This is a genomic window from Streptomyces sp. NPDC058291 (genome assembly GCF_042880855.1).
Classification (GTDB): Bacteria; Actinomycetota; Actinomycetes; order Streptomycetales; family Streptomycetaceae; genus Streptomyces.
The window spans coordinates 17,006-38,677 of the sequence record NZ_JBHVYK010000038.1 but is presented as its reverse complement, the minus strand read 5'-3'; the positions used below and the strand labels follow the sequence as shown (position 1 = coordinate 38,677).

Annotated in this window: 29 protein-coding genes; 27 read left to right on the top strand and 2 right to left on the bottom strand. The window is 70.8% G+C overall.

Going from position 1 to position 21,672, the window contains the following annotated elements; genetic code table 11:
• Positions 1 to 40 precede the first annotated feature (40 nt).
• The gene (locus ACFVYK_RS20345) at positions 41 to 1,681 is read right to left on the bottom strand and encodes a multiprotein-bridging factor 1 family protein (RefSeq protein WP_389775759.1); all 1,641 of its coding nucleotides are present in this window, start codon (positions 1,679 to 1,681) and stop codon (positions 41 to 43) included.
• A 358-nt stretch (positions 1,682 to 2,039) separates the two neighbouring features.
• Between ACFVYK_RS20345 and ACFVYK_RS20340 the strand changes: the two genes are divergently transcribed.
• Complete coding sequence (locus tag ACFVYK_RS20340; protein WP_389775757.1) at positions 2,040 to 2,195, top strand: hypothetical protein; 156 nt, start codon at positions 2,040 to 2,042, stop codon at positions 2,193 to 2,195.
• Between the two features lie 104 nt (positions 2,196 to 2,299).
• On the opposite strand, the gene ACFVYK_RS20335 is transcribed toward ACFVYK_RS20340, so the two are convergent.
• A complete protein-coding gene (locus ACFVYK_RS20335; RefSeq protein ID WP_389775755.1) occupies positions 2,300 to 3,604 on the bottom strand; it encodes a GNAT family N-acetyltransferase in 1,305 nt (434 codons plus the stop codon).
• A gap of 160 nt (positions 3,605 to 3,764) precedes the next feature.
• On the opposite strand from ACFVYK_RS20335, the gene ACFVYK_RS20330 reads away from it, so the two are divergent.
• The 26 genes from ACFVYK_RS20330 to dnaN all read left to right on the top strand — a co-directional run.
• A complete protein-coding gene (locus ACFVYK_RS20330) occupies positions 3,765 to 4,163 on the top strand; it encodes a hypothetical protein (protein ID WP_389775753.1) in 399 nt (132 codons plus the stop codon).
• Between the two features lie 681 nt (positions 4,164 to 4,844).
• Positions 4,845 to 5,039: a DUF5999 family protein gene (locus ACFVYK_RS20325; protein ID WP_075694129.1), complete on the top strand. Its 195-nt coding sequence runs from the start codon at positions 4,845 to 4,847 to the stop codon at positions 5,037 to 5,039.
• Positions 5,040 to 5,185: 146 nt separating this feature from the next.
• On the top strand, positions 5,186 to 5,398 hold the full coding sequence (locus ACFVYK_RS20320; RefSeq protein WP_075694097.1) for a hypothetical protein: 213 nt from the start codon (positions 5,186 to 5,188) through the stop codon (positions 5,396 to 5,398).
• A 108-nt stretch (positions 5,399 to 5,506) separates the two neighbouring features.
• The gene (locus ACFVYK_RS20315) at positions 5,507 to 5,974 is read left to right on the top strand and encodes a hypothetical protein (protein WP_037680701.1); all 468 of its coding nucleotides are present in this window, start codon (positions 5,507 to 5,509) and stop codon (positions 5,972 to 5,974) included.
• 520 nt (positions 5,975 to 6,494) lie between these two features.
• Positions 6,495 to 8,126 (top strand): hypothetical protein, encoded by a 1,632-nt coding sequence (locus ACFVYK_RS20310; RefSeq protein WP_389775749.1) that lies wholly within the window; start codon positions 6,495 to 6,497, stop codon positions 8,124 to 8,126.
• Positions 8,127 to 8,290: 164 nt separating this feature from the next.
• Complete coding sequence (locus tag ACFVYK_RS20305; protein WP_389775746.1) at positions 8,291 to 9,667, top strand: DUF2637 domain-containing protein; 1,377 nt, start codon at positions 8,291 to 8,293, stop codon at positions 9,665 to 9,667.
• A 9-nt stretch (positions 9,668 to 9,676) separates the two neighbouring features.
• Entirely contained in the window at positions 9,677 to 9,841 is a 165-nt protein-coding gene (locus ACFVYK_RS20300; RefSeq protein WP_158973288.1) for a hypothetical protein, read from the top strand.
• A 225-nt stretch (positions 9,842 to 10,066) separates the two neighbouring features.
• Complete coding sequence (locus ACFVYK_RS20295) at positions 10,067 to 10,573, top strand: hypothetical protein (protein ID WP_389775743.1); 507 nt, start codon at positions 10,067 to 10,069, stop codon at positions 10,571 to 10,573.
• Positions 10,557 to 11,051 carry an RRQRL motif-containing zinc-binding protein gene (locus tag ACFVYK_RS20290; RefSeq protein ID WP_389775741.1) on the top strand — a complete coding sequence of 165 codons (495 nt, stop codon included), beginning with the start codon at positions 10,557 to 10,559 and terminating at the stop codon, positions 11,049 to 11,051. Before ACFVYK_RS20295 ends, ACFVYK_RS20290 begins: the two co-directional genes overlap by 17 nt.
• A gap of 118 nt (positions 11,052 to 11,169) precedes the next feature.
• Positions 11,170 to 11,778, top strand: a complete 609-nt coding sequence (locus ACFVYK_RS20285) for a hypothetical protein (protein WP_389775738.1) — start codon at positions 11,170 to 11,172, stop codon at positions 11,776 to 11,778.
• Between the two features lie 85 nt (positions 11,779 to 11,863).
• Positions 11,864 to 12,256, top strand: coding sequence for a hypothetical protein (locus ACFVYK_RS20280; RefSeq protein ID WP_389775735.1), 393 nt, complete (start codon positions 11,864 to 11,866; stop codon positions 12,254 to 12,256).
• A 102-nt stretch (positions 12,257 to 12,358) separates the two neighbouring features.
• Entirely contained in the window at positions 12,359 to 12,847 is a 489-nt protein-coding gene (locus ACFVYK_RS20275; protein WP_389775732.1) for a Pycsar system effector family protein, read from the top strand.
• Positions 12,848 to 12,943: 96 nt separating this feature from the next.
• The gene (locus ACFVYK_RS20270; protein WP_389775729.1) at positions 12,944 to 13,525 is read left to right on the top strand and encodes a hypothetical protein; all 582 of its coding nucleotides are present in this window, start codon (positions 12,944 to 12,946) and stop codon (positions 13,523 to 13,525) included.
• Positions 13,526 to 13,634: 109 nt separating this feature from the next.
• Positions 13,635 to 14,018 (top strand): hypothetical protein, encoded by a 384-nt coding sequence (locus tag ACFVYK_RS20265; protein WP_389775727.1) that lies wholly within the window; start codon positions 13,635 to 13,637, stop codon positions 14,016 to 14,018.
• Positions 14,019 to 14,118: 100 nt separating this feature from the next.
• Positions 14,119 to 14,823 (top strand): hypothetical protein, encoded by a 705-nt coding sequence (locus ACFVYK_RS20260; protein ID WP_389775725.1) that lies wholly within the window; start codon positions 14,119 to 14,121, stop codon positions 14,821 to 14,823.
• Between the two features lie 92 nt (positions 14,824 to 14,915).
• A complete protein-coding gene (locus ACFVYK_RS20255; RefSeq protein WP_389775722.1) occupies positions 14,916 to 15,557 on the top strand; it encodes a hypothetical protein in 642 nt (213 codons plus the stop codon).
• Between the two features lie 78 nt (positions 15,558 to 15,635).
• A complete protein-coding gene (locus tag ACFVYK_RS20250) occupies positions 15,636 to 16,214 on the top strand; it encodes a hypothetical protein (RefSeq protein ID WP_389775719.1) in 579 nt (192 codons plus the stop codon).
• Positions 16,215 to 16,257: 43 nt separating this feature from the next.
• The gene (locus tag ACFVYK_RS20245) at positions 16,258 to 16,953 is read left to right on the top strand and encodes a hypothetical protein (protein ID WP_389775716.1); all 696 of its coding nucleotides are present in this window, start codon (positions 16,258 to 16,260) and stop codon (positions 16,951 to 16,953) included.
• Between the two features lie 108 nt (positions 16,954 to 17,061).
• Complete coding sequence (locus tag ACFVYK_RS20240; RefSeq protein WP_389775712.1) at positions 17,062 to 17,355, top strand: hypothetical protein; 294 nt, start codon at positions 17,062 to 17,064, stop codon at positions 17,353 to 17,355.
• 89 nt (positions 17,356 to 17,444) lie between these two features.
• Positions 17,445 to 18,122 carry a GGDEF domain-containing protein gene (locus tag ACFVYK_RS20235; RefSeq protein WP_389775709.1) on the top strand — a complete coding sequence of 226 codons (678 nt, stop codon included), beginning with the start codon at positions 17,445 to 17,447 and terminating at the stop codon, positions 18,120 to 18,122.
• Entirely contained in the window at positions 18,119 to 18,580 is a 462-nt protein-coding gene (locus ACFVYK_RS20230; protein ID WP_389775707.1) for a hypothetical protein, read from the top strand. Before ACFVYK_RS20235 ends, ACFVYK_RS20230 begins: the two co-directional genes overlap by 4 nt.
• Positions 18,577 to 19,110 carry a WhiB family transcriptional regulator gene (locus ACFVYK_RS20225; RefSeq protein WP_389775705.1) on the top strand — a complete coding sequence of 178 codons (534 nt, stop codon included), beginning with the start codon at positions 18,577 to 18,579 and terminating at the stop codon, positions 19,108 to 19,110. The genes ACFVYK_RS20230 and ACFVYK_RS20225 overlap by 4 nt, the downstream gene beginning before the upstream one ends.
• 9 nt (positions 19,111 to 19,119) lie before the next feature.
• Positions 19,120 to 20,001, top strand: a complete 882-nt coding sequence (locus ACFVYK_RS20220; protein ID WP_389775703.1) for a histone-like nucleoid-structuring protein Lsr2 — start codon at positions 19,120 to 19,122, stop codon at positions 19,999 to 20,001.
• A gap of 3 nt (positions 20,002 to 20,004) precedes the next feature.
• Complete coding sequence (locus ACFVYK_RS20215; RefSeq protein ID WP_389775701.1) at positions 20,005 to 20,490, top strand: hypothetical protein; 486 nt, start codon at positions 20,005 to 20,007, stop codon at positions 20,488 to 20,490.
• A 13-nt stretch (positions 20,491 to 20,503) separates the two neighbouring features.
• Positions 20,504 to 20,977 carry a hypothetical protein gene (locus tag ACFVYK_RS20210; RefSeq protein ID WP_389775699.1) on the top strand — a complete coding sequence of 158 codons (474 nt, stop codon included), beginning with the start codon at positions 20,504 to 20,506 and terminating at the stop codon, positions 20,975 to 20,977.
• Positions 20,974 to 21,672 (top strand): DNA polymerase III subunit beta (gene dnaN, locus ACFVYK_RS20205; RefSeq protein ID WP_389775697.1); only part of this gene is annotated, 699 nt, incomplete at its 3' end. The genes ACFVYK_RS20210 and dnaN, both read left to right, overlap by 4 nt.

Here is a 21,672-nt window from a genome sequence, read left to right as displayed (position 1 = left end):
GGTCTGTTTCCCCTTCGTGGACATCTGGTTGTGGTGTGGGTCAGTGGTCGGCTGGGAGAGAGCCCACATACGCGCACGCAGCATCGATGCCGGCCGCGGACACGAGTCGGCTGCGGGACTGGATCAGTCCGGACGATCCGTGCCGGGCGAGCTGGCCGCACCGCTCGATGAGCCAAGACCACGGCAGCTCGAGATACTGCGCAAGAGCACGGAGCCGTCCAGCAGCCGTCGGCGCCGCGGTGAGCGAGTCCGCGTTCACGTCGCGGGCCGCGATCGTGAACTCCCGGACGACCGAGGACCGGGCTGTCACGTCGACATGCCACATCCCGTCCCCGCGGACCCAGTTGGCGATCACCGCCTCCTTGTCGGGAGCGACCACGAAGCCTTCTACGGCCTCGTACGCGGGATCGGTCGTGAACTGGGCATGGATCCCCAACGACTCCATCAACGCCACGGCCAGGAACAACAGGATCCGTTCATACCGCGGGGAGGAACGGACGACGTCCTCCGGAATACAGAACGCCCGGGTGCTCGTACTACCGAGCGTCTTGGTGGTCTCCCGAAGGTACGGAAACTTGTGATCGAAGATCAGCCACGCACTGGCCTCTTCCCCCCGCTGCTCCCGTGTCCAGAACGAGGGCAGCGCCGGCAGATCCGGCAGCGCACGCAGGATGTGGCGAGCGCAGAAATCGGAGCCGAGCCACATGTGGGCGACGGTGTTCAGCCCGGGCGCGGCTTCCCTGCTAACCGCAGAGGCAGACAGCCGCTCGTACGCCCTGAGATCGCTGCGTGTCTCGGACAGAGCCTGGTCATCGGCCTGCAGCGCTTCGTCGTAGTTGCTGACGGCCCACAGAATTCCGTAGGTGAGGTCATCCAGTTCGTAGGCGGCGGGGGCGGCGACTTCGCACACTCCGCCGTTCCTCGTGAGCTTCGTACGGGCCGCGCGGCCGTCCAGGGCGTAGAACCTCGTAGGGCCACCGGTTTCGACCGCCCCGACCAACAGACCTCGATGCGGCCGCGCCAGGAACTCCTCCGCACGCCGCTGGTCAGGCACAGACACGATCACCCGGCCTCCATCGAGGCGCGCAGGGTGGACCTGGAGCGAGAGCTGGGAGCCGAGCATGGAACGGCCCCCCGGGAGGAGCGCGTGCCAGTCGACACCGAACTCCGGGGCAGGGCGCGACAGTCGAAGCCCGGACCAGGTCTCGGTCGCACTTCTGGCGAAGCCGAACGGATCTTCCGTGACCGCAGCGGACGCCGGCATGGGAAAGCCAGCCACCGCTGCTGCACCGATCCCCGCCCCGGCGCGCAGGAGCGCGCGTCGATCGAGTGCCACGAGCACCACCGTTCCATCGTCTAGACGTCGAGGGACAAAGATCCCCTCGCCGTCCGACGCTGCCGCCTGGGACAGGGCCGTGGCCAGGCCCAGCGATGTATCGGATACATGGGGGCCTGCATCGGATACATGGCCGGGCTCGGAGACACCCCGGCCGATCTCCTGCCACAGCTCGATCAGGAACCCACCAGCACCGAGCGCGCGGTCGATGAGCTCAACCTCACCCTGGTCCTTCGGAGGGCGGTCTCCGTTCTCCCATCGCTGCACCTTGGAGTGCGAAACAAACGTCTTGGCGGCCAGCTCCCGCATGGACAGACCGCGCGCCTCGCGCAGCTCCCGGATCACGTAACCAAGACGGTGCTGGGGCGACTCACCCGGCGTCAGCACATTCGGCCGTTGCCCCACTTCGAGCCCCCTCCATGTATCCAAGTCCGTGTATCCGACCGACGGATACACGCCAACCGTAGAAGTCACCGAAGATCACGCCTAAACCTGGAGTCACGGCTCCTCCAGCCGGAACCCCCAACTTCCTCTCCAGGAGGGCGAGATGACCCAGCTTCGGCATGTCCACAGCACATCGCCCACCGTGGCCGACGCGCATGGTCGGAGCGTCGACTTCACGCTCACAGGGACGACGTCGACACACGGCTGCTCCTGCACGAGACCTGGTGCAGGTCCTCCGCCGCGCGGCCGACCCGGTGCCGTGGCCATACGTGTAGCCGCAATCCTGACCGCTGGCCTGGTCGCATCGGTGCTGCTCTTGGTGATCCGCGACATCGTCACCACGGTGGCCAGCACCAGCGTGACCGGCCTGATCCTGAAGTCCCTGCTGACACCCTCCAGCAAGAGGGACCGGTGACCGCCGTGACCGTCGAAAACCGGTGTCACATGATCCGGGAACTGCGGGCGGCTCTGCGCCCAGGCGAGAGCCGCCCGCAGCTCCTGGTGCAGCAGGCCGGCGCATCAGGGGCTTACGGTGAGCTTGGGGCCGAGTCCGCGCTCGTGGCCTGCAGGACGCTGGAACAGGGCGCCACTACGGCGGCCCGACGCTTCGACGGTCCGGATGTGTGTGAAGCCGCGGGAGCCGTAGTAGTCGTGAAGGCGCTCGTTGTCCCGCCAGGCGTCGAGCCGCAACCACTGCTTCCCTTGGTCGGCGGCGAGTTGGCTTGCCCAGTCGAGCATGGAGGATCCGAGTTCCAGGCCGCTGACGTCGCGGCGCACAGCCATGCGGTGCACGTACAGGGCAGTCTCAGCGGCTTCTTCAGGCGTCCAGAAGTCTGGGTCTGCGTGGTCGTCAACGGTGATGGTGGCGACGGGGACACCGTCGTCTTCGATGATCCAGCACTCGCCGGCGGCGATGTTCTCCTTGATGCGCTCCGCACGGGGCGGGTACTGCCACTGGTCGCTCCCGCGATCGCGCAGCCAGGAAGCCGCGTGATCCCAGAGCTCGATCACGGTTTCAAGGTCGTCTTCGCGGGCTGGGCGGATAGCCGGATTGGAGCCGAGGGGCGGTTTGCTGCGCTCGTACGTGATGACGTGCCGGTCTCCCGGCAGGACGTTCATCACGGTGCGCACCGGCTTGCCGTCCTGGGTATACCCCGTGCACAGGTGGACCGCGACCGGTGTGCCGGGACCGAGCTGGAGCCTGTCGGCTTCGTCGGGCGTCGGCATCCGGATCTGGATCTCGTCCAGGGCTCGGACTTGCTCGTACCCCAACTCAGCCAGCACGACGTTGGCGCCACGGGCGATGTCGTCGGGATTCATGATCTCGCTGTTCTGCACCAACTTCAGCGGGAAATGGGAGTCGTTGGTGTTGTACGGCACTCCGTCGACGATCCGGATACGGCGCCGAACAGCCACCAGCTCGCCCTCGCTCAGCTTCAGCCGCTCACGGACGTCGCGCGCGGGCGAGATGACGCTCACCTCGATGCGCTGGCTAGCCTCACGGCCTTCCTGCGCCATCTCGGTGAGGAAACCGTCCATCTCCGGGGACAACGGGCGCTTCCGGAACTCGCCTTGGGGCCGGTAGACCATCGGCCGTCGGCTGCGGACGAAATATCCGCGCGGGCGATCACTGATGATCAGCCCCTCGTTGACGAGGACCTTCAGTCCCTGCACGGCGGTCGATCTGGTGGTGTCCCACGCCTCAGCGATCTCGGCTTCCGTTGGCAGCCGCGCGCCTGGCCCGAGGGTGCCATCGGCGATCTCGGAGCGGATCTTGTCTGCGATGCGCTGGTAGAGGGCGCGCGCCCTGCCGCTGACTCCCATGGGAGATGTCTACCGCCCCAGTAATGAGTAGTCAATCTAGCTGATCTCGGTTTCGGGACTTGACCCGCTATCGCTCTCGGTGCAAGAGTCATCGCATCGGGCATTGAGTAGTCAATCTACTTCGCCTAGTTCATCCGTGCTGTCTTGGGAGAGGAACCCCATGAACGTCACCAGCCGCCCCGCTGCCAGCCTCGCCACCGAGGACTTCGACATGGAGACCCAGGAGCTGCTGGCCGCGATCGAGGTGGAGCTGCCGGATTTCGGCGACGTCGACCTGGACGTCGCGTTCGGAACGCCGCTGGAGATGCACGAGTTCGTCACCCCGTGCGAGCTGGCCCGCTGGGACGCCGCCTCCAGCCTCAAGAAGGGCCGGAAGGCCGCACAGGCGAAGGTCGCCCACGACTTCGCGGCGCGCAGGGCCGCAGCCGAGGACATCCTCGCGACGGACCCCTCGATCACCGAGCTGGTCCGCGAGCGCCTGGTCGACGCGCTCATCCCCTACGCCGCGCAGCTGCGCATCGCGCCGCCGGCCGCCGCGTCCCTCCCGATCGCGGCCTGACAGCCCGCACCCCCCCCCGCCGGGTCTTCGGACCCGGCTCCCCCACCCGGAACCGCCCCCGCGGGCGGCGCCGGATGAGGGAGCCGGACACGGTCCCCGACAGCACAGACGCCCTGGGCGAGGCCTACCAGCCAGGTGGGTTGACCTCCGGAGTGGCCGTTCCTTTTCAACTCCACATCGAACATCCGGCGCTACGACTAGCCGGCACCTCCGAGCAAGAGATCTGCGGAGGGGTGCCACCAGGTGAGTCCTCTGGTTGAACCGGCCCAGTCCGCAGGGGATGCGGACCGCCAGCCCGCAGGCGAGATGCGGGACAGGCAACAGCGACAAGCCAGCCCTGCCGCGCAGACAGCTTCCGAAGCACCTTTTCCCTTGCCGCCCTCGGGCGGACAAGCGATCCGAACGCGCGGTGAGAAAGGGCGAAGATCGCGGGCCCCGTTGGAAGTACGACGACCGGTTCGAGTCCGGTCCGGGGCACTGCGGCCATGCGCCGCTCGGAGCAGGGCATCCCGCCCGCCCGAAACGACGACAACCCCCAAGGGATGAGGCCCCACGGGGGTTGTCCAGGACCTTGCTGGAGGCCCTGATGCTCATCAGCATCGCACGCCCGATCGGCAACACCGACTCCGACCCGGACATGGACGAGGCCCTGCGCCGCGCCCGAGGCGGGAAGTGATCGCCGTGAACTGCCGCCACCAGACCCCGTGTCCGCCGGCGAACAGCCCGGACCGCGAGGCCGCGCACATCGTCTCCCACCACCCCGAGCAGGGCTGGTCGCTGCTATGTAACGGCGTCCTGGTCTTCGACGACACTGGCGAGCTGCTGCCGGACGGCAGCGTCATCGCCCCGCACCGGCCGCTCGCTATCGCGGCCTGAACCCCCGGCGTTGCCCAGTCGCCACCGGCCCGCCCTGCGGCCCGGTGGCGGTGGAGAGCGACGGAAGTTCCCTTCCCCGCTCGTTCGGCCCTCCCCGCGATGGCTGAGGAGCACATCCCCAACTCCCCTGTCCCAGGAGGTACTTGATGATCACTATCCCCGTTGCGCTGCTCGCGGGCGGCGCGGTCTGGCTGTTCTGGAAGGCCGACCTGGCCATGGGCGCCGTGATCGCAGCGCTGATCTGCGGCTACGCCCTGGCGACCTCGCCGATCGCCAACGCGATCGACGGCATCGGATCCGGCATCGCCACGGCGGTGCAGAACGCCGGCGACGACAGCACGGCCAGCAGCAGCCGGTGAACCTGCCGTCTGCCCGTGGCTCCGGGCCCCGGTCCGGAACCGCGGGGAGGTGACAGAGCCCCCGCCCGCACAACCCCCTGATCCCTCTCCGGAAGGACTCCCACCCACATGAGCGACGACACCGGTAGCTCCGAGGTCAAGGTCGGCTCGGACCTCCACAAGATGATCCAGCAGCTCGAGAAGATCGAGTTCAAGACCGACCGCGACCTCTACAACTACGCGAAGCTCCTGCGCGCGATCGGCTTCGAGCTGTACACGCGCGTGGCGTTCGACGCCGACATGATCACCGCGATCCTCAGCCAGTACAAGGGCAAGTGGTACACGTTCGGCCTCCAGTCCAAGATCCGCGCGAAGCTGGTCGGCGCCCACCTCAAGGCGGGTGCGTCGGCGGCGAAAGTGCTCGGACTGGCGGGCGTGAAAATGTACGCGAGCTTCGTCAAACACTTCATCAGGCCCGAGCAGGAAGCCGAGGCCGAGGCCCGCAAGGGCAAGGGCTCGAAGAAGCCCGGGTTCTCCATCGGTGACAAGCCGTCTGACACCGCCGGGAAGCCCGGCGAAGCAGGAAGGGCCGCCTAAATGGCACGCCGCGCATCTCGTTCGAAGAAGTTCGACCCCCGAAGCGACGAAGAGATCCAGGAGAGCCGCGGTGCCCGGCTCACCTACGGCGGGCCCTGGGCGGTCACCGTCCTCGGTCCGCTCCCCGTGGAGCTCGCGCACGTCGCGCTCACCGGCAACCCCACCGCCCTGGCGCTCGCCTCGCTGGGGCTGGCCGGCACCGGCGCGGCCGTGTGCCGCCTGATGTCCCACATCGACGCCAAGGCCAAGCGCCCCAAGGACCAGCGGATCTGGCACCAGGTCAACACCGGTGTCGTCACCGCCGCCGCCACCCTGGGCACGGTCGTCGGCGTCGACACCCCGGCGACGGCCGCGGCCTGGTTCCTCGGGGGCGTCGGCATGGCGGCCGCGAACAACCTCTGGAGCAAGTTCTACAAGGCGGGCTCGGAGAAGAGCGCCAGCCGGTGGGAGAAGCTCGAGAGCGAGATCGGGCCTGGCCAAGCACGAGCTGAAGGAGGCCAACTCCAACGGCAAGGGCACCGTGATCGCCACGGTGGAGGCCAAGGACGGCGCGACCGCCGACGACCTCGCGCGCAGGATCCCCGCGATGGCTTCGGCCCTGAAACTGGGCAAGGGACGCATCACCCACACCGTGGACGATGACGACTCCTCTCAGGTCACCCTGCGCGTGCAGGTCGCCGACCTCCTCAAGGAGGGCTTCCCCTGGCGCGGACCGTCCGCGTTCGGCGCGTCCATCGGCGATGTCCCGATCCGCACCGGCCGCTACGAGGACGGCGAGGACGTCCTGCTCAACCTCACCGGCCAGCTGCGCGACCCGGGCCCGCTGTCCAACGGCAACGTTGAGCACTGCATCGCGATGGGCGTGAACGGTGCCGGTAAGACGCAGGGCAACCAGCTCATCCTCGTTGAGGTCGCCACCCGCACCGAGGCCACCTCGATCGTGATCGACTGCTCGAAGTTCCAGCAGGACTTCGGGCACATCCGGCACGGCATCGAGTGGCCGATCGACAAGAAGGACGCCGCCCGGCGCTTCTTCAAGATCCTGCCCAACGCGATCGAGAAGCGCACCGACTTCCTCGCCGCCAAGGGCCTGTCGAAGTGGGAGCCCGGCTGCGGCCTCAACTTCCTCGTCATCATCGGTGAGGAAGCCGCGGACTTCGCCGCCGACAACGAGCACTACCAGAAGATCCTGCGCACGGCGCGCGCCGCCGGCATCTGGATCCTGACGTCCATCCAGCGTGCGACGCACAACAACATGGACACCGACTCCCGCGCCAACTCGCCCGCCGGGCTGTGCTTCGGCCTGCGGGACGGCGCCGACTCCCAGTACTGCCTGCCGGACGAGGCAGTCGAGGCCGGCGCCTGGCCGCAGTGGGGCAACCGCAAGCCGGGCTATCACTACGCGGCGGGCCTGGGCATCCCGGAGGACCGGTGGCACGTCACCGCCCGCACCGAGCTGGCCAGCAAGCGCGACCAGGCCGACGCCGTCACCGCGGGCGCGGCGATCCGCACCCCGCTGGACGCGATCACCGCTGAGGCGTTCGGCGATCTGTACAACAACCGCACCACGTACGACGCCCCCCTGCTGCCCAAGGAGGAGGGAGAGGAGAACAACCCCCAGCAGCAGGCGACTCCGGCTCCGGCCCCCACCGCCCCCGCGGCCTCCCCGGCCGCGGCGGCGCCGGCCTACTCCGGACCGCCCGAGGAGGAGATGGACGACGTGGACGAGGACACCATCGCGCGCGAGGTCGAGGAGCTCAACGAGATGCTGCAGAACGTGCTGGACGAGGACCCCGAGCCCGGCGAGTACGACCACCTGCGCATCGAGGACGAGATCGAGGCCCCGGCCGACGACGCCCCCGTCCTCTCGCTGGGCGGCGACGACGACACCGACAAGCTCACCAGCGAGCAGGGCCGCCAGGAGCTCTACAAGCGGCTCGACACGTGGGTGCGCGAAGGCAAACTCTCGTTTGCTCCTCGCGAGGTCACCGACATCCTCCTGCGGGTCGGCCTGGCCGACACCAAGCGCTGGTTCTACCGCGAGCGCGACCGCCTCATCGAGCGCAAGGTGATCTCCGAGGACGAGTCCGAGGAGGGCTTCGGCCACTACGACATCCTCCGCTCCCCCCTCTCTAGCGACAACGGAGAGTAGTCAAATCCGGGTGCGCACGGTGCGCGGCGTCGCGCACCGTGCGCACCCGTCCCCGCCCCAGGTAGGGACCCCGCACCCTGGCCGCGCACCACCCGATGCGTACCGGTTTGTCCCGCGCGCACGGTGCGCGCCAACGCCGTGCGCACCTTACGGAAGGTAATCGAATGGCAGACCGTCCCGAGGCGCCGCCGCCCTTCACCAAGGCCCAGAAGTGGGCCATCGGCATCGCCGGAATCTTCTTCGCAGGCCTCGCCGGACTCGGTGGATACGGCTCCTTCGCCGCCGTCGAAGACGTCGCCCGCACCTACGGCTTCGGATCCCACTCCTGGATCGTCCCCATCGGCGTTGACCTGGGCATTCTCGCCCTCCTGGTCGTCGACCTGGTCCTGGAACAGCTCGACATGCCCCTCGCCCCCCTCCGGTGGCTCGCCTGGGCGTTCACGGCTGCAACAATCTGGTTCAACATGGCGGCAGTTGATACCGATTTGCCCTGGCACGAACGCGTCACCGGCCAGGGCATGCACGCCGCCATGCCGGTGCTGTTCGTCGCGTTCATGGAGGGCGTCCGGCACGCCGTACGGCGCCGCACCGGGATGACCTCCGAGCGCCGCATGGACGGCATCCGCCTCAGCCGCTGGTTCCTGGACCCCGTCGGCACGTTCGGCATCTGGCGCCGGATGGTCCTGTGGGAGGTCCGTTCCTACCGGATCGGCCTGATCCTGGAGCGGCACCGCCGCAAGGTGATCGGGGACCTCCGGTCCCGCTACGGGCGCCGCTGGCGCAGCAAGGCCCCCGCAGAGAAGCTGTGGCCCCTTCGCGGCGGCATGCTGGACCTCGCCCTGGAGCTGACGGGGACCACAGCGGGGACCAACCCCGCCGTCGGCGGGGACCACCCCGCCTTCCCGGCCCCCGCCACGGACACGACGGCCCCCGCCGTGGCCCCCAGTCCGGGGGCCACGGTCCCCGCTCTGGCCCCCGCACCGGCTCACCCGGTCCCCGCCCCGGCAGGGACCAACCCGCCGTCCGGTACCGCCACCAGCGAAGAGACCGGCCCCCGCACATCCGGGACCGCCGCCGCACACACCCACACGGCGGGGACCATCACCGTGAAGGTCCCCAACGACAGCCACACCGACGGGGACCACACCGCTCCGGCGGGGACCACCGACGGGGACCACACCGGCACCGAGGGGACCACCCCGGCCGACGCGGCCCCCGCCAACGGCCCCCGCCCCCAGCACCCGGGGGCCACCGGCCCCGTTGCTGAGGGCCGCTACCCGGAGATGGACCTCTCCCAGGGGGCCAACTCCCGCGCCCGCGAGTACAGCGCGGCCCCCGCGCGGCCCGACATCGACGACGTCAAGCTCGCCGAAGCCCGGGACCTCGCGCGCGGCATCATCCGCGCCGGATCCAGCAAGGTCTCGCGCCGCTCGCTCAAGGCCGCCGGCCTCACCGGCAAGACGGAGACGGTCCAGGCGCTCGCCGATCTCCTCAACGAGGAAATCGCCAACGGCGAGCTCGTCCTGGACGAGACCGCGTAACGCCCCGGCATGAACCACGAACCGGAGGAAGACACCGTGGACTTCACGTTCGACTTCACCGAGCAGCGGGACGAGCCGATCGAGCTGCCGCTCGCGGACGGCCCCACCCACCCGCCGACGATCCTGCTGCGGGGCCAGGTCATGGCCTCGCGCTGGCACACGCTGACCGACTGATCCGAAGCTGAGCTGTTGAAGCCAGCTCAGCTCGATCGGCTGCACAGCAGGAGGCCCGCGCCGACAACGCCGGTACGGGCCTCCTGCTGTCCGCAGATGTTCCGACAGCTCCAAGGGCTCCGAGGTGTTGAAGCCACCCCGGAGCCCCTGAAGAGGCCGGAGCCTCCCCGGGCGATCTCACGCCAAATGACCCGCCCGAGCTCCCCATCTGAGGAGGACACCATCATGCCGTCCTACGGCGAGCAGCCCCAGACCACGTACCTGCCGACTCCACTGCCGCCCCAGTACGGGCAGGCACCCGCCCCCGCGTACGGCCAGCACGTCGTCCCGCTTCCCCAGGGCACGGTCGTCTACCCGCCGACCGCCGGCCTGGACGGCGTGGTCGTCGTCCCCGGCCCGTACGGCCAGCAGACGGCCTACTACACGCCGCCGCCCGCCCCGGCCCCGCAGCCGCTCGTCTCCCCGCTCCTGATCAAGGCCGCCCTGGTGGCTTTCATCGTCGGCATCGGCGGGGTCGGCGTCTTCTTCCTGATCCACGCGATCGTGGAGCTGGTCAACGCGCTCGTCACCCTCGGGCTCATCGGCCTTGCAGGCCTGGGCGGCTGGATCCTGCTGAAGGTGTTCACCACCACGGGCACCGGACGCGGCGACACCATCAACGTCAGCGCGAAGGGCCGCTCCCGTGTCCAGGTCCACACCGGCCGCGGACACAACCGTGGCCGTCGCCACTGACCTCAAGTCCCCGGCCGATGAGCCGGTCGTCCGGGACATCGACCTGTACGGCGACGGCGACGTCTTCCCCACCTACGGCTACCTCAAGGTGCCCGGCGCGGCAGAGATCCGCAAAGCCGCCCGGGGCGAGGGCCCCGTCCCCGCGACCGGGTTAGCGACCCGCCGCCAGTTACGCGCGATGGGCCTGTGCCCTGGCGGCCACGAGCCCGTCGCCCAGATGGTCTGGCGCACCGGCAAGCGCATGGCGTGGCTGTACAGCCTCGAGCTCGCCAAGCCCAAACGCGTGCCGACGCTCGCTCAGGAAGCCGCGCTCGACAAGGCCATGGCCCGACGCCAGACCTGCCCGAAGTGCCGCCGAAGGTACTTCCGGTGCCTCCCGCTCAAAACGCTCGGCATGTGCCTGGAGTGCCACGACGGCACCCCCGCCGACCCAGCCGACTACGTCTCCGCTGCCACGCAGTGGCTGACGGCTGCCTGATCCACCCGGCCCGCCCCACGGCGGCCCGGGTGGTGAGGGGGAGCCGGACAGCCCGGCCATTCGGCCCCCGCACAACCCCGCCCGTGTCGCAGTCGACCACCGCGAAGGAGAAGACCCGGTGACTGACCCCACCGAGCCCCGCGAACCCGAACCCACCGTCCCGCCGATGGAGACGATCGCCGACAGCGACCGCCAGCCGCCCCGCCGCAGCCCCGCCCACACCACCACCGTTCCGAGGCCGGCGCCCATACGGACCCGCGACGACATCCCGCCCGGCGCACTCGCCGTCGGCGCGATCCTCGGCACCGCCACCCTGATCCTCATCCTCAAGTGGGGCATCCCGAAGGCGATCGACTGGTACCACCACCAGGACTGGGCGTGGTTCACCCAGTGGACCGCCACCGTCGCCGACCCCGTCCACGCCTACCTGACCGCGCACACCGCCGGCCTTCCGCTGACGGCCTCCAGCGCGGTCAACATCTGGCTGGGCGTCGGCGCAGTCTCCCTCGTGCTGGCCTGGTTCACCGGCGCCGTCGGCGCCCGCCTGACGTACACCGCGCACGGCGCGGCCACCGTGTACATGGTGTGGGCGTCCTCGCCCGCCGCCGGCCGAACCGTCGCCGCCGCGCTGGCCGTGCTCGCCTGGACGATCGGCTCGCTCTTCGCGCTGCGCGGCCTGTCCTTGCGCCCCGTGATCGTCCTGCCCGGGTGCGCCCGCCGGTCCTGACGGCTGCCTGATCCACCCGTACCGCCCACGGCGGGCCGGGTGGTGACGGGGAGCCGGACAGCCCGGCCGACACGGGAGGGAACACATGCTCAGCACCGAGATGCACGAAGAGGCCGCGATGCTCCTACAGGCCGTCCGCACCGAGACGGGCCAGCGGCGCGAGCACATGCTGGAGGAAGCGCGGCTGTGGATCGACCTCGCCACGATCGCCGCCTCCGACGACCCGGACGTGCCCGTCCCGGACGGCACGGTGATGCGGATCCGCACTCGCGGGGGCTCGCTCACCGTCGTCATGGAAGCCAGGGACGAGGGGGTCCGCGTCTACCCGTGGGCCTGCCTCGGCTGCGGCGGCAGCCGCGACTTCGGCACCTCGAGCCGGAAGGACGCCCGGGAGGAGGCCACCCGGCACGCCCGCGGCTGCTGGGTACTGCCCGAGCCCGCCGACGATGCTCCGGCCAAGACCCTGTCCGCGGCCTGAACGCCCTTCGCTGACCTGACGGTTGCCTGATCCACCCGTACCGCCCACGGCGGGCCGGGTGGTGACGGGGAGCCGGACAGCCCGGCCGGAAGGGACTCGCCCATGACCGCCGCCCCCGACATCGCGCTCCCGGCCGCGCACGGCCTGAGCAAGAACCTGGACGACGCGTGCCACGACGTCGAAGCGAAGATTACGCGGACCGACTCGAAGGCCTCGTTACTGCTGGCCTTCGACGGCGCGGTCCTCGCCGGACTTGCCAGCGTCGCCGACCAGGACCTGCCGCTGTCCGCCCAGATCGCCGGCGGACTCGCCGTCCTCGCGCTCGCGGCCGCCGCCGTGCTGCTCCTCCTGGTCGTGCGCCCCAACCTCGGAGGCCGCGGCCGCGTCATCCGCGAAGGCTTCCCCTGCTGGGCGCAGTTGAGCGAAGACGACCTGATCACCGCGATGCGCACGGACACCCGCGTCACCCGGGTCAAGTCGCTGTCCCTCATCGCCGTCGCCAAGTTCGAACGCCTCACCCGCGCGGTCGACACGATCCTCGCCGCGCTCGCCCTGCTCCTGGCCGCCGCCGTCCTCGCGGTCGCCGGATGAGCAGCTGGCCGTACGCGCTCGTCCTGGTCCTCATCGCCGTGGCGGCCACCGCCGCCCGGCGCACCCACCAAGTCGACACCGACAAGGAGTAGCCCCGTGGCCCTCACCCTGTTCGCCCGCCGCCCCGCCCCCGTCGAACCGCCGGTGCCCGAGCCCGCACCGTGGCCGGAGATCGGCGAGACCTGGAAGCCCGAGGGCGTCAACATCGTCCAGCGGTACTACAACCAGGCCCACGCGGTCGTCCTCGTCTACACCGCCGACGACGGGAAGACCGGCACCTACTACGCGGTCGCCTGCCTCGGCTGCCACTACGCCTCCGCACAGGACGGGAAGCGCACCTACAACACGCGCTACAGCCTCGCGGACGCCGCCAAGGCAGCCAACGAGCACGCCACGACCTGCCGCGCGCTGCCCCGCGACCTCCCCGCCCGCCCGGACGACGACACCGCGCGCGAGCAGCTGCACGCCTGGGCGCGCGGCGCCCGCCGCCGCAAGGAAGACCTCCAGGTGTGGATCTGCGACCTGGACCTGATCCGCCTCACGCTCCAGCGCACCAACGACTGGATCGTGGGCGTGCTCCAGCAGCTGGCCATCGACCAGCCGGATGTCCTGCGCATCGAGCGCAGCCAGTACAGCGACTACGTCTCCTACTACGCACGCTGCCTCCCGGAAGACTGACCGGCGCTCTCCGCGCGCCCCCGCCCGCCGGCCTCCCCGGCGGCCGGGGCCGTGCGGTGTCCGCCCGGTCAGCAGAGACCAGGCGACCGGCCCTCCCCTGGAGGTCACCGTGCCCCTCGCCCGCCGCTCCCTGATGGACATCGCCGCCGAACGCTTCGGCTGGCGCCGCGCCTACGGCACCACCACCCAGGTCGACGAACTGCTCACCGAGCAGACCGAGACCGCCTACCGCGCGGCCGCCAGCCACACGGCCTTGGCCACCGCGAAGAACACCGACGTCCTCGCCGTGCAGCCCGGCGTCGTCGACGCCCGCGGCCGCGTCCTGGCCGACGTCCTCTTCCTCGAGGGACTGCTCGCCGGGGCCCGCAACAACGGCCTGGCCCCCGAGCTCATCGAGCGCCTGGAGGACGTCGTCGACCACGGCCACGAGCTGACCGTGCTGCTCGCCGACACGATCCGCACCACCGCCGCCGCCCACACGGACGGCCGCTGAGACGCCCGGGGCGGCCGCAGGCCTCCAGACCCGGCCGCCCCGGAGCAACACCCCTCCTCCCACCAGAGCGCAATCCGACAGAAGAAGGAGCACCCCAATCATGAACCGAGCCGTACACCGCGCCGCCATCACCGTCGCCAGTGCCGTGACCGAGGGACTGGACATGACGACGGTTCTGATCGGCGGCGCCATCGGCGCCTGGGCGGGCTACACCTACTACCCGGAGACCTGGTCCGGCGACTGGCGCCTCGCGGCCACCGGAGCCGTCGCGGTCGTCGCCGCCGTCGCCATCAACGGCATGGCGGAACTGTTCATCACCCCGCTGCGCCGCCTGGTCACCAAGTCCCGCCACAACCGGCCCCAGGGCAGCGGCAACACCGCGCCCGACGCCCCAGCAACCCTGAACGAGGGCCTCGCCCAGGTCACCGCCGCCACCGAGGACGACGCCGCCAACCGTGCCGCGTCGGCCGCGTGGCGGATCGACCAGGGCGAGAACTTCCTGCGGGACGAGGACCGGTGGCGCGGCTACGAGGACGGCGAGGCGTCCTTCTTCCTCGCCCCGGGCGTCTGGCTCCACTACCGCAGCGACAAGAACAAGTACGGCAACACCGAGCCCCTCTTCACGCTGCTGACCGGCGATGGTGACGAGCCGGTCACCATCACCGGCATCGACCAGATCCGCCACCACCTCACCGCCCGCGCCGCCGGCCTCCCGGCCGCACCGGCCACGGCGGATGACGCCAGCGAAGACCGTGACGAGCGCGACGTCCTGGCCGACGACCTCACCGGCCTGCACGCGATCTGACGGACTGCCCGTGCTGCCCCGACTCGCGCCGTGCGGGCCGGGGCGGCGCGGTAGCCCCTCAGCCCGCCCGATCGCCCCGGAAGGACACCCACGTGCAGTTCCACAAGAAGAAGCAGCAGAACCAGCTCACCATCCGGCGTTCCGGCCTCTTCGTCTCCAAGAAGATCACCGCCGACATCGAGGCCGCCGCACCCATCGCCCAGCGCCTGGTGATCGACCACTTCGGCCGCCGCCCGTTGGGCTCGGTCGAACTCGTGGTCACCAAGACCAACAAGCTCTCCGGCCTGGTCGCCCAGTCCGTGGCCGTCGCCGCTGGCATCAAGTACGACGTGTGGCGCAACAAGGTGCTGAGCCTGACCGAACGCCCCGGCGACATCTACGCCGTCACCGTCATCGGCCCCAAGAACTCCATCAAAATCTTCCTCAACGCCCAGCGCCTGCGCCGCCGCAAGGGTCAGGAGGTCGGCCCCACGCTCGTCTACGCGATGGTCGAAGTCGATCAGCTGTGCCGCAAGGGCGGCCCTGACCGTCAGATCGCTCTGGCCCACCACGAGATGGGCACGCACGTGCTGTCCAAGGCCGCCGTCAAGAAGCTCTACAAGCAGTTCCACGCTGCCGAAGACGAAGCGGAGAAGGCCACCCAGCAGATCATGGGCAAGGTCGTGCGCAACCACCGCCGCCAGGAGGCTGAAGCCCAGCGGCAGGTGCCCGCCGCGGCCGCCGGACGGTCCTGACCTGCCACTGTGCCGCCCCGGCCCCCACACCGGTCGGGGCGGCGCGGTGCCCGGTCAGCCCGCTCCCAGGAGGATCCGTTGCCCCCCACCCCCACCATCACCAAGGCGGCCCCCGACCGTCTCACCGCCGTCCTCGCCGACATCCTCGGCACCGACTGGACGCTGCCCACCGTGCCGGAGTGGCCCTCGGTCTTCACCAGCGAGGCCGCCGACCATGACCTCACCTGCTACCCCGACTGGAAGAACGGCCGGATCATCTTCGAGCTGTCCCCGGCCGGGGCCGCCTCGAGCGATTTCGACCGCCGCCGGTTCGCGAAGTACAGCCCCGACCTGACCGGCTACGACACCATCCACGACTGGATCGCCCGCGGCGACCTGACCGCCGTCGCCGACGCCCTCGCCCTCATCCTGGAGCGGCTGGTCGAACAGCCCCTCCCCGAGCGGACCGCGAACACCAACCCGCTGGAGAGGGAACGGGAGCAGCTCGCCAAGCAGGCGCGGGAGCTCGCCGCGCACGCCGCCCAGTTCGCCGCCGGCCTCGTCTGGTCTCAGCCCGTCGCCGACGACGCCCGCCACCTGGTCAGCCTCGCCCAGAACGCCGCGCACACCGCCACCCGCGTGGACGAGCTGCGCGGCTCCAAGAGCACCCCCCGCTGACCCGACCTGATCCGTCCGACACCACACCCCGAAGGGGACTCGCATGAAGGACTGGAACACCGACGATCACCGCATCGCCGACACCGAGCACGGCACCCTCGTCTGCGCCGGGCACACGCCGCTGGTGATCGCCGACTGGGAGGTCACCGAGAACGCGCCCGACAGCGACGGCCGCATCTACAAGTCGGTGGGCGGCTGGCTCGCGAACTGCGAGGGCAGCGGCCGGATGGGCGACCCGTACGTGAAGCCCGTCCCGGCCGGCCGCGCCCGGCTCATCCGCAGCGAGCTGCGCGGGCAGCAGCCCATCGCCCACCGCGACGTCCACATCGACTACGAGAGCGTCAGCCAGCCCTACCCGAACACGTGGGACCACCCGGGCTACCTGGTCACCGTCTCCTGGATGGACCGGCGCATCGACGCCAGCGGCCAGCCGATCGAGGAGGACGAGATCGGCCGCACCGAGTGGACCCACCCGGACACCGGCGTGGTCTTCGACCTGACCGAGGCGTACGTGCCCGAGGGCGAGGTCTACCACGACGACCCGGAGCACCCGTACTTCGTCTGGAGGCACTACGACCGCTGGAGCGGCGGCGTCCCGCTCCTGCACCAGTTCTGGGGGATCAACGGCAAGGTGCCCACCGACGGCGGGAAGCGCATCACCGACGGCGAATGGGTGAAGGTCGCCGACGCCCCGACGTTCTCCGAGCGGCGGGCCGCGCTCAACGCAGCCTGGTCCTGACCGTCCCGTAGGACGCGGCGTTCCTCCGTGCCGCCCCGGCCTCACCTGGCCGGGGCGGTCGCGGTGTTCCGCCACGACCAGGACCAGGACCGGAAGGAGGGGAGGGGCATGCCTCAGTCGTACTGGGAGGTTGACGTCCCGACCAAGAACAACGACCAGGGGCGGCGTCTCCACGTCTTCGTCGGCCTGGCCGACAGCCCCATCACCGCCCGCAAGGCAGCGCACGACGCGTACGACAAGGCGCTGCTGTTGCACCAGGCCGGGCAGGAGATCCCGTACGAGTTCGTCAGCGGTTGGGGTGCCCGGGGGCTGCGGCCCGACTGGGACCTCGACTGGAACAAGGCGACGGCCGCTCCGTGGGTGAACCCCCACGGCCTGCTCGGCACATGCCGCACGTTTTGAATCCGCCCCGGGACAGGCGTCAAAGGCGTCCAAACCAGCCGCCTGCCCCGGGCCACCCATCCCGTACGAAACGAGAGGGAGACACCAGTATGGCCTCCACCGTGCGCGTACACGCCCCGTCCGGACAACGCGCCCTGATCATCACCTCTCTCGCGGTGCCGCTGACCGGCTGGACCGTCCACGCGCTCACTCTGCACCGCAAGTTGGCGGCCGCGCGGCGCGACCCGCTGACCGGGCTGCACGGCCGCGACGGCTACACCACCCGGGCCAGCGCGCTGACCGCCCGCTTCACCCAGGCCGCGATGGTGGTCCTGGTCGACGTCGACTACTTCAAGCAGATCAACGACCGCTTCGGGCACGCCGCCGGCGACCGGGTGCTGGTCGCGACCGCGCAGCGGCTCACTGCCTGGGCGGGCAGCCGCGGTGTGGTCGGCCGGCTCGGGGGAGACGAGTTCGCGCTCGCGGTGCGGATCGGCCCGGCGCGGCGCCGCCTGCGCCTGGACCAGCTCGCCATCGCGCTCGCGCAGCCCGTCGACATCGGCGACGGCCGCCTGGTCGACGTCGCCGTCTCGATCGGCGCCGCCACCCCGGACCGGACCGGCACCACCGACCTGTCCGTCCTCCAGCGGGCCGCCGACGCCGCCATGTACGACGGCAAGCACACCGGAGTCGCGGTCCTCGCCGACCGCTCCCATGCCACCGTCCCGTCCGTCAACGGCCGGCGCGACGGACGGCCGGGCACCGCGAGCCTCGGAGCGGCCGCATGAAAGCCCCCACCCTGTACGCCCCGGACTTCATCCGCGGCATCACCATCAAGCAGCCCTGGACGACGTGCATCGTCCACGGCGACAAGCGCGTGGAGAACCGGCCCCGCGACTGGGCGCCGGGCTGGCGTCTGCTGCATGCCGGTGCGGAGAAGGGCATGGACCGGGCCGCCTTGCGCGACCCGCTTGTGGCCCGCACGATCCGCGGCCACGAGCTGCACTTCAGCGCGGTCCTCGGTATCGCCCGGATCACCGGATCCCACACGGACGACGGTGCCCCGTGCGGCCCGTGGGCACAGCCCGGCTGCTCCCACCTGGACCTGGACGACGTCCACGCCCTCCCGCTGCCCGTGCCCTGCGGCGGGGCGCTCGGGCCCTGGCGCGTTCCGCTGCCCGTGTTCGAGCAGGTCCTCCTCCAACTCCCCCACCTGAACGAGCTGTTCCCGGAGGCCACGTCATGAGCCGTCCCGGCGTCGCCCATCCGACCTCGGGCGCCGACCCCGACCCGCGTTTCCCCTTCCCCCACAGCCCCACCCCGACCCGCTGCCAGCTGGAGCCGACGCTGTTCGACTTCACCAACGGCGACCGCACCGCCGACCGGGCGGCGACGGAGAAGCGACTGGAGCAGGCCCGCAAGGCATGCTCCCGCTGCCCCATCGTCAAGGACTGCCTGCGGTGGGCACTGGTCAACAAGCCGGTCACGCGGTTCGGCATCTGGGCGGCCACCACCCCCGGCCAGCGCACCGCCCTGCGCAAGCGCATGGTCGACCGGCTCGGGCCGGACTGGATCGACGTCCTCGCCCGCCAGGACCAGGCCCGCCGTGAGCAGACCGCCGCCGCCCGGCACACCCCGCTGACCGTGGACCAGGCGCGCATCGTCCGGCTGGACCGCCAGGTGAACGGGCCGATGCCGACTCACCGGCTGGTCACCCCCGAGCTCCAGCAGCGCAACCGCACCCGGCTCATGGCCGGCCTCAAGGCCGCGTCGTAGGAGGCCGCGATGTTCAGCGACTGGCAGCAGGCCCTCGAAGCCGAGGGCCTGCCCCTCAACCCCACCAGCACCGAGCAGGAAGCCGCCGCGGCCCGGGTCACCGCCCACCACGCCAGCGACAAGGAGGACCTCGTCCTCCTCCTGGACGCCATCGGCCTGCCCGGCGACGACGACACCCTCACCGCCCTGCTCCCCCTCCTCCCCGACCATGCAGGAGACACCGGCATGACCGAGCGCACCCTCAACGCGACCGAAGCGATGGCGCTGTCCATGTACTACGACGGCACGGACACCGCCGCCGTCACGGACGCCACCGGCCTGACCGAGGACGAGATCACCGCCCTCGTGGAGGCCAACGACCCGCCCCGCACCACGGCCAACGCCGACGCCAACGAGGCCGGGGAGAACGAGCCCGACGGCAGCGCGGCCGCGCACAGCGAGGTCGGTGACTCCGTGGAGCAGCTGCTCGCCTGGGCTGAAGCCCACCCGACGGCGGGCATCCGCAACAAGGCCGTGCGGGTCCGCAGCGACCTCGCCGAACTGACCACCCGGCGCGCCCTCGACGACGCGCAGCACAAGGCCGAAGAGCGCGTCACTCAGCTCAGGGCCGAGCTGGAGAAGGCACAGGAGGAGCTCCGGGCCGTCAAGGCCGGCACCCTCCCCGCCCCCGCCCCCGCCCCGGCCTCCGACCCCGAGACGGTGACGGCAGCGGCCGCGCCCACCCCGATCCGGTCGGGACTCAGCAGCGGACGCACCTCGGAGGAACTCGCCGCCGTCCGGAAGTGGGCGCGCGCCAACGGCTACACGGTTGCGGACAAGGGCATCGTCGCGAAGCGGATCCTGGACGCCTTCGACGCCGCCCACCAGGCCCCGGCCGCGAAGGCGAGCTGACCCATGGCTGAGGTGATAGCCCTGGACGGGTTCCTGGACGAAGAGACCGTGCCCGGCGACCTCCATGGGTCAACGGCACGGTTCCGCATCTTCGTCAGCCCGACGGACGAGCGCACGGACGAGATGGTCCTGCCCTGCACGGCGACCGACCCGGGCATAGCGGCCGCCGTGCTGCACGACCTGGTCCCCGGCGACAAGGTCCGCGTCACCGGCTACTTCCGAGTGCCCCGCACTCCGGACGAGCCGATGTGGCTGGCCGTCACCACGCTCGAACTCCTGCAGACAGCACCACAGCACACCGACCCCGGCGACGCCATCACGGCGATGCTGGAGCGCTACGGCCCGTACGTCTGCTACATCGACGCCGACACGGACGAGGTGCCGGTGTGGACCGAGACCGGCGCCTGGGTCGGCGTCGCCGACACCCCCGCCGACATCGCAGAGCTGCTCGACTCCTACGAGCAGCATCACGGCGTCGGCGGCGACTAGCCGGAGGCCTGCTGTGCCGATCCGGCCCGAGAACGTCCTCCGCTACCCGCCCGACTGGCCGGAGATCAGCCTGGCCATCAAGGAACGGGCCGGGTGGCGGTGCGAGTGCGAGGGCGAATGCGGCCGGGGCACCCACCCCGGCCGCTGCCCCAACGTCCATGAAGGCGAGGCCTACGGCACCGGCAGCATCGTCTTCCTCACCACCGCCCACCTCGATCACATCCCCGAGAACGTGGCCCCCGCGAATCTGCGCGCGATGTGCCAGGGCTGCCACCTGCATTACGACGCTGGCCACCACGCCGTCACCCGCGCCCAGACCCGCGCCCGGGCCCTCGCGGACGCCGGCCAGCTCGCCGTCGACATCGGCGCGGCCGCCATCCCGGTCATGCCGCCCACCCGGCCGCAGGCCCCGCCCACCGTCCCGGCCCCCGTCACCGAACAGCTCCTTCTGGACCTCCCCGAACCCCTCGAAGGGACCCGCCCGTGAAGCTCACCGTCGAACAGGGCCACCTCGCTGCCGCCGTCGGCTACGCCGCCCGCAGCCTCCCCGCCCGCCCGCCGATCCCCGTGCTGGCCGGCCTCCTCCTGGACGCCACGGACGACCGGCTGCGCGTCAGCGCCTTCGACTACGAGGTCAGCGCGGACACCAGCTGCCCCGCCACCGTCACCGAGAACGGCCGCGCCCTGATCTCCGGACGGCTGCTGTCCGACATCATCGGTACGGTCCGCGGCGACGTGCACCTCGAACTCACCGGCGCCCGCATGCTGCTGCGGGCGGGGGCCGCCCGCTTCACCCTGCCGACGCTGCCCCTGGAGGAGTACCCGGCCCTGCCCGACCCGGGCGCCACCGCCGGCACCCTTGCCGGGCCCGCTCTCGCCGAAGCCGTCGCCCAGGTCGCGTGCGCGGTCGGCAAGGACGAGGCCCTGCCCGTCCTCACCGGCATCGGCCTGCGCCACGACAACAAGACCGGCACCCTCACCCTCTACGCCACCGACCGCTACCGGTTCGCCGTCCGCACCCTGGCGTGGAAGGACGCCGACCTGACCGACTGCACCGCCGTGATCCCCGCCAAGGCCCTCACCGACGCCGCCAAGGCCACCGCCGACGACACCACCGTCGACCTCGCCCTGCCCACCGGCAGCTCGGGCCTGTTCGTCGTGCGCAGCGAGAACCACACCACG

Excerpts from the sequence above, each read along its gene's own strand:
- ACFVYK_RS20335 (WP_389775755.1), bottom strand. The coding sequence starts at position 3,604 with ATGGGAGTCAGCGGCAGGGCGCGCGCCCTCTACCAGCGCATCGCAGAC.
- ACFVYK_RS20330 (WP_389775753.1), top strand. The coding sequence starts at position 3,765 with ATGAACGTCACCAGCCGCCCCGCTGCCAGCCTCGCCACCGAGGACTTC.
- ACFVYK_RS20320 (WP_075694097.1), top strand. The coding sequence starts at position 5,186 with ATGATCACTATCCCCGTTGCGCTGCTCGCGGGCGGCGCGGTCTGGCTG.
- ACFVYK_RS20315 (WP_037680701.1), top strand. The coding sequence starts at position 5,507 with ATGAGCGACGACACCGGTAGCTCCGAGGTCAAGGTCGGCTCGGACCTC.
- ACFVYK_RS20305 (WP_389775746.1), top strand. The coding sequence starts at position 8,291 with ATGGCAGACCGTCCCGAGGCGCCGCCGCCCTTCACCAAGGCCCAGAAG.
- ACFVYK_RS20300 (WP_158973288.1), top strand. The coding sequence starts at position 9,677 with ATGAACCACGAACCGGAGGAAGACACCGTGGACTTCACGTTCGACTTC.
- ACFVYK_RS20295 (WP_389775743.1), top strand. The coding sequence starts at position 10,067 with ATGCCGTCCTACGGCGAGCAGCCCCAGACCACGTACCTGCCGACTCCA.
- ACFVYK_RS20280 (WP_389775735.1), top strand. The coding sequence starts at position 11,864 with ATGCTCAGCACCGAGATGCACGAAGAGGCCGCGATGCTCCTACAGGCC.
- ACFVYK_RS20275 (WP_389775732.1), top strand. The coding sequence starts at position 12,359 with ATGACCGCCGCCCCCGACATCGCGCTCCCGGCCGCGCACGGCCTGAGC.
- ACFVYK_RS20260 (WP_389775725.1), top strand. The coding sequence starts at position 14,119 with ATGAACCGAGCCGTACACCGCGCCGCCATCACCGTCGCCAGTGCCGTG.
- ACFVYK_RS20245 (WP_389775716.1), top strand. The coding sequence starts at position 16,258 with ATGAAGGACTGGAACACCGACGATCACCGCATCGCCGACACCGAGCAC.
- ACFVYK_RS20240 (WP_389775712.1), top strand. The coding sequence starts at position 17,062 with ATGCCTCAGTCGTACTGGGAGGTTGACGTCCCGACCAAGAACAACGAC.
- ACFVYK_RS20235 (WP_389775709.1), top strand. The coding sequence starts at position 17,445 with ATGGCCTCCACCGTGCGCGTACACGCCCCGTCCGGACAACGCGCCCTG.
- ACFVYK_RS20230 (WP_389775707.1), top strand. The coding sequence starts at position 18,119 with ATGAAAGCCCCCACCCTGTACGCCCCGGACTTCATCCGCGGCATCACC.
- ACFVYK_RS20225 (WP_389775705.1), top strand. The coding sequence starts at position 18,577 with ATGAGCCGTCCCGGCGTCGCCCATCCGACCTCGGGCGCCGACCCCGAC.
- ACFVYK_RS20220 (WP_389775703.1), top strand. The coding sequence starts at position 19,120 with ATGTTCAGCGACTGGCAGCAGGCCCTCGAAGCCGAGGGCCTGCCCCTC.
- ACFVYK_RS20215 (WP_389775701.1), top strand. The coding sequence starts at position 20,005 with ATGGCTGAGGTGATAGCCCTGGACGGGTTCCTGGACGAAGAGACCGTG.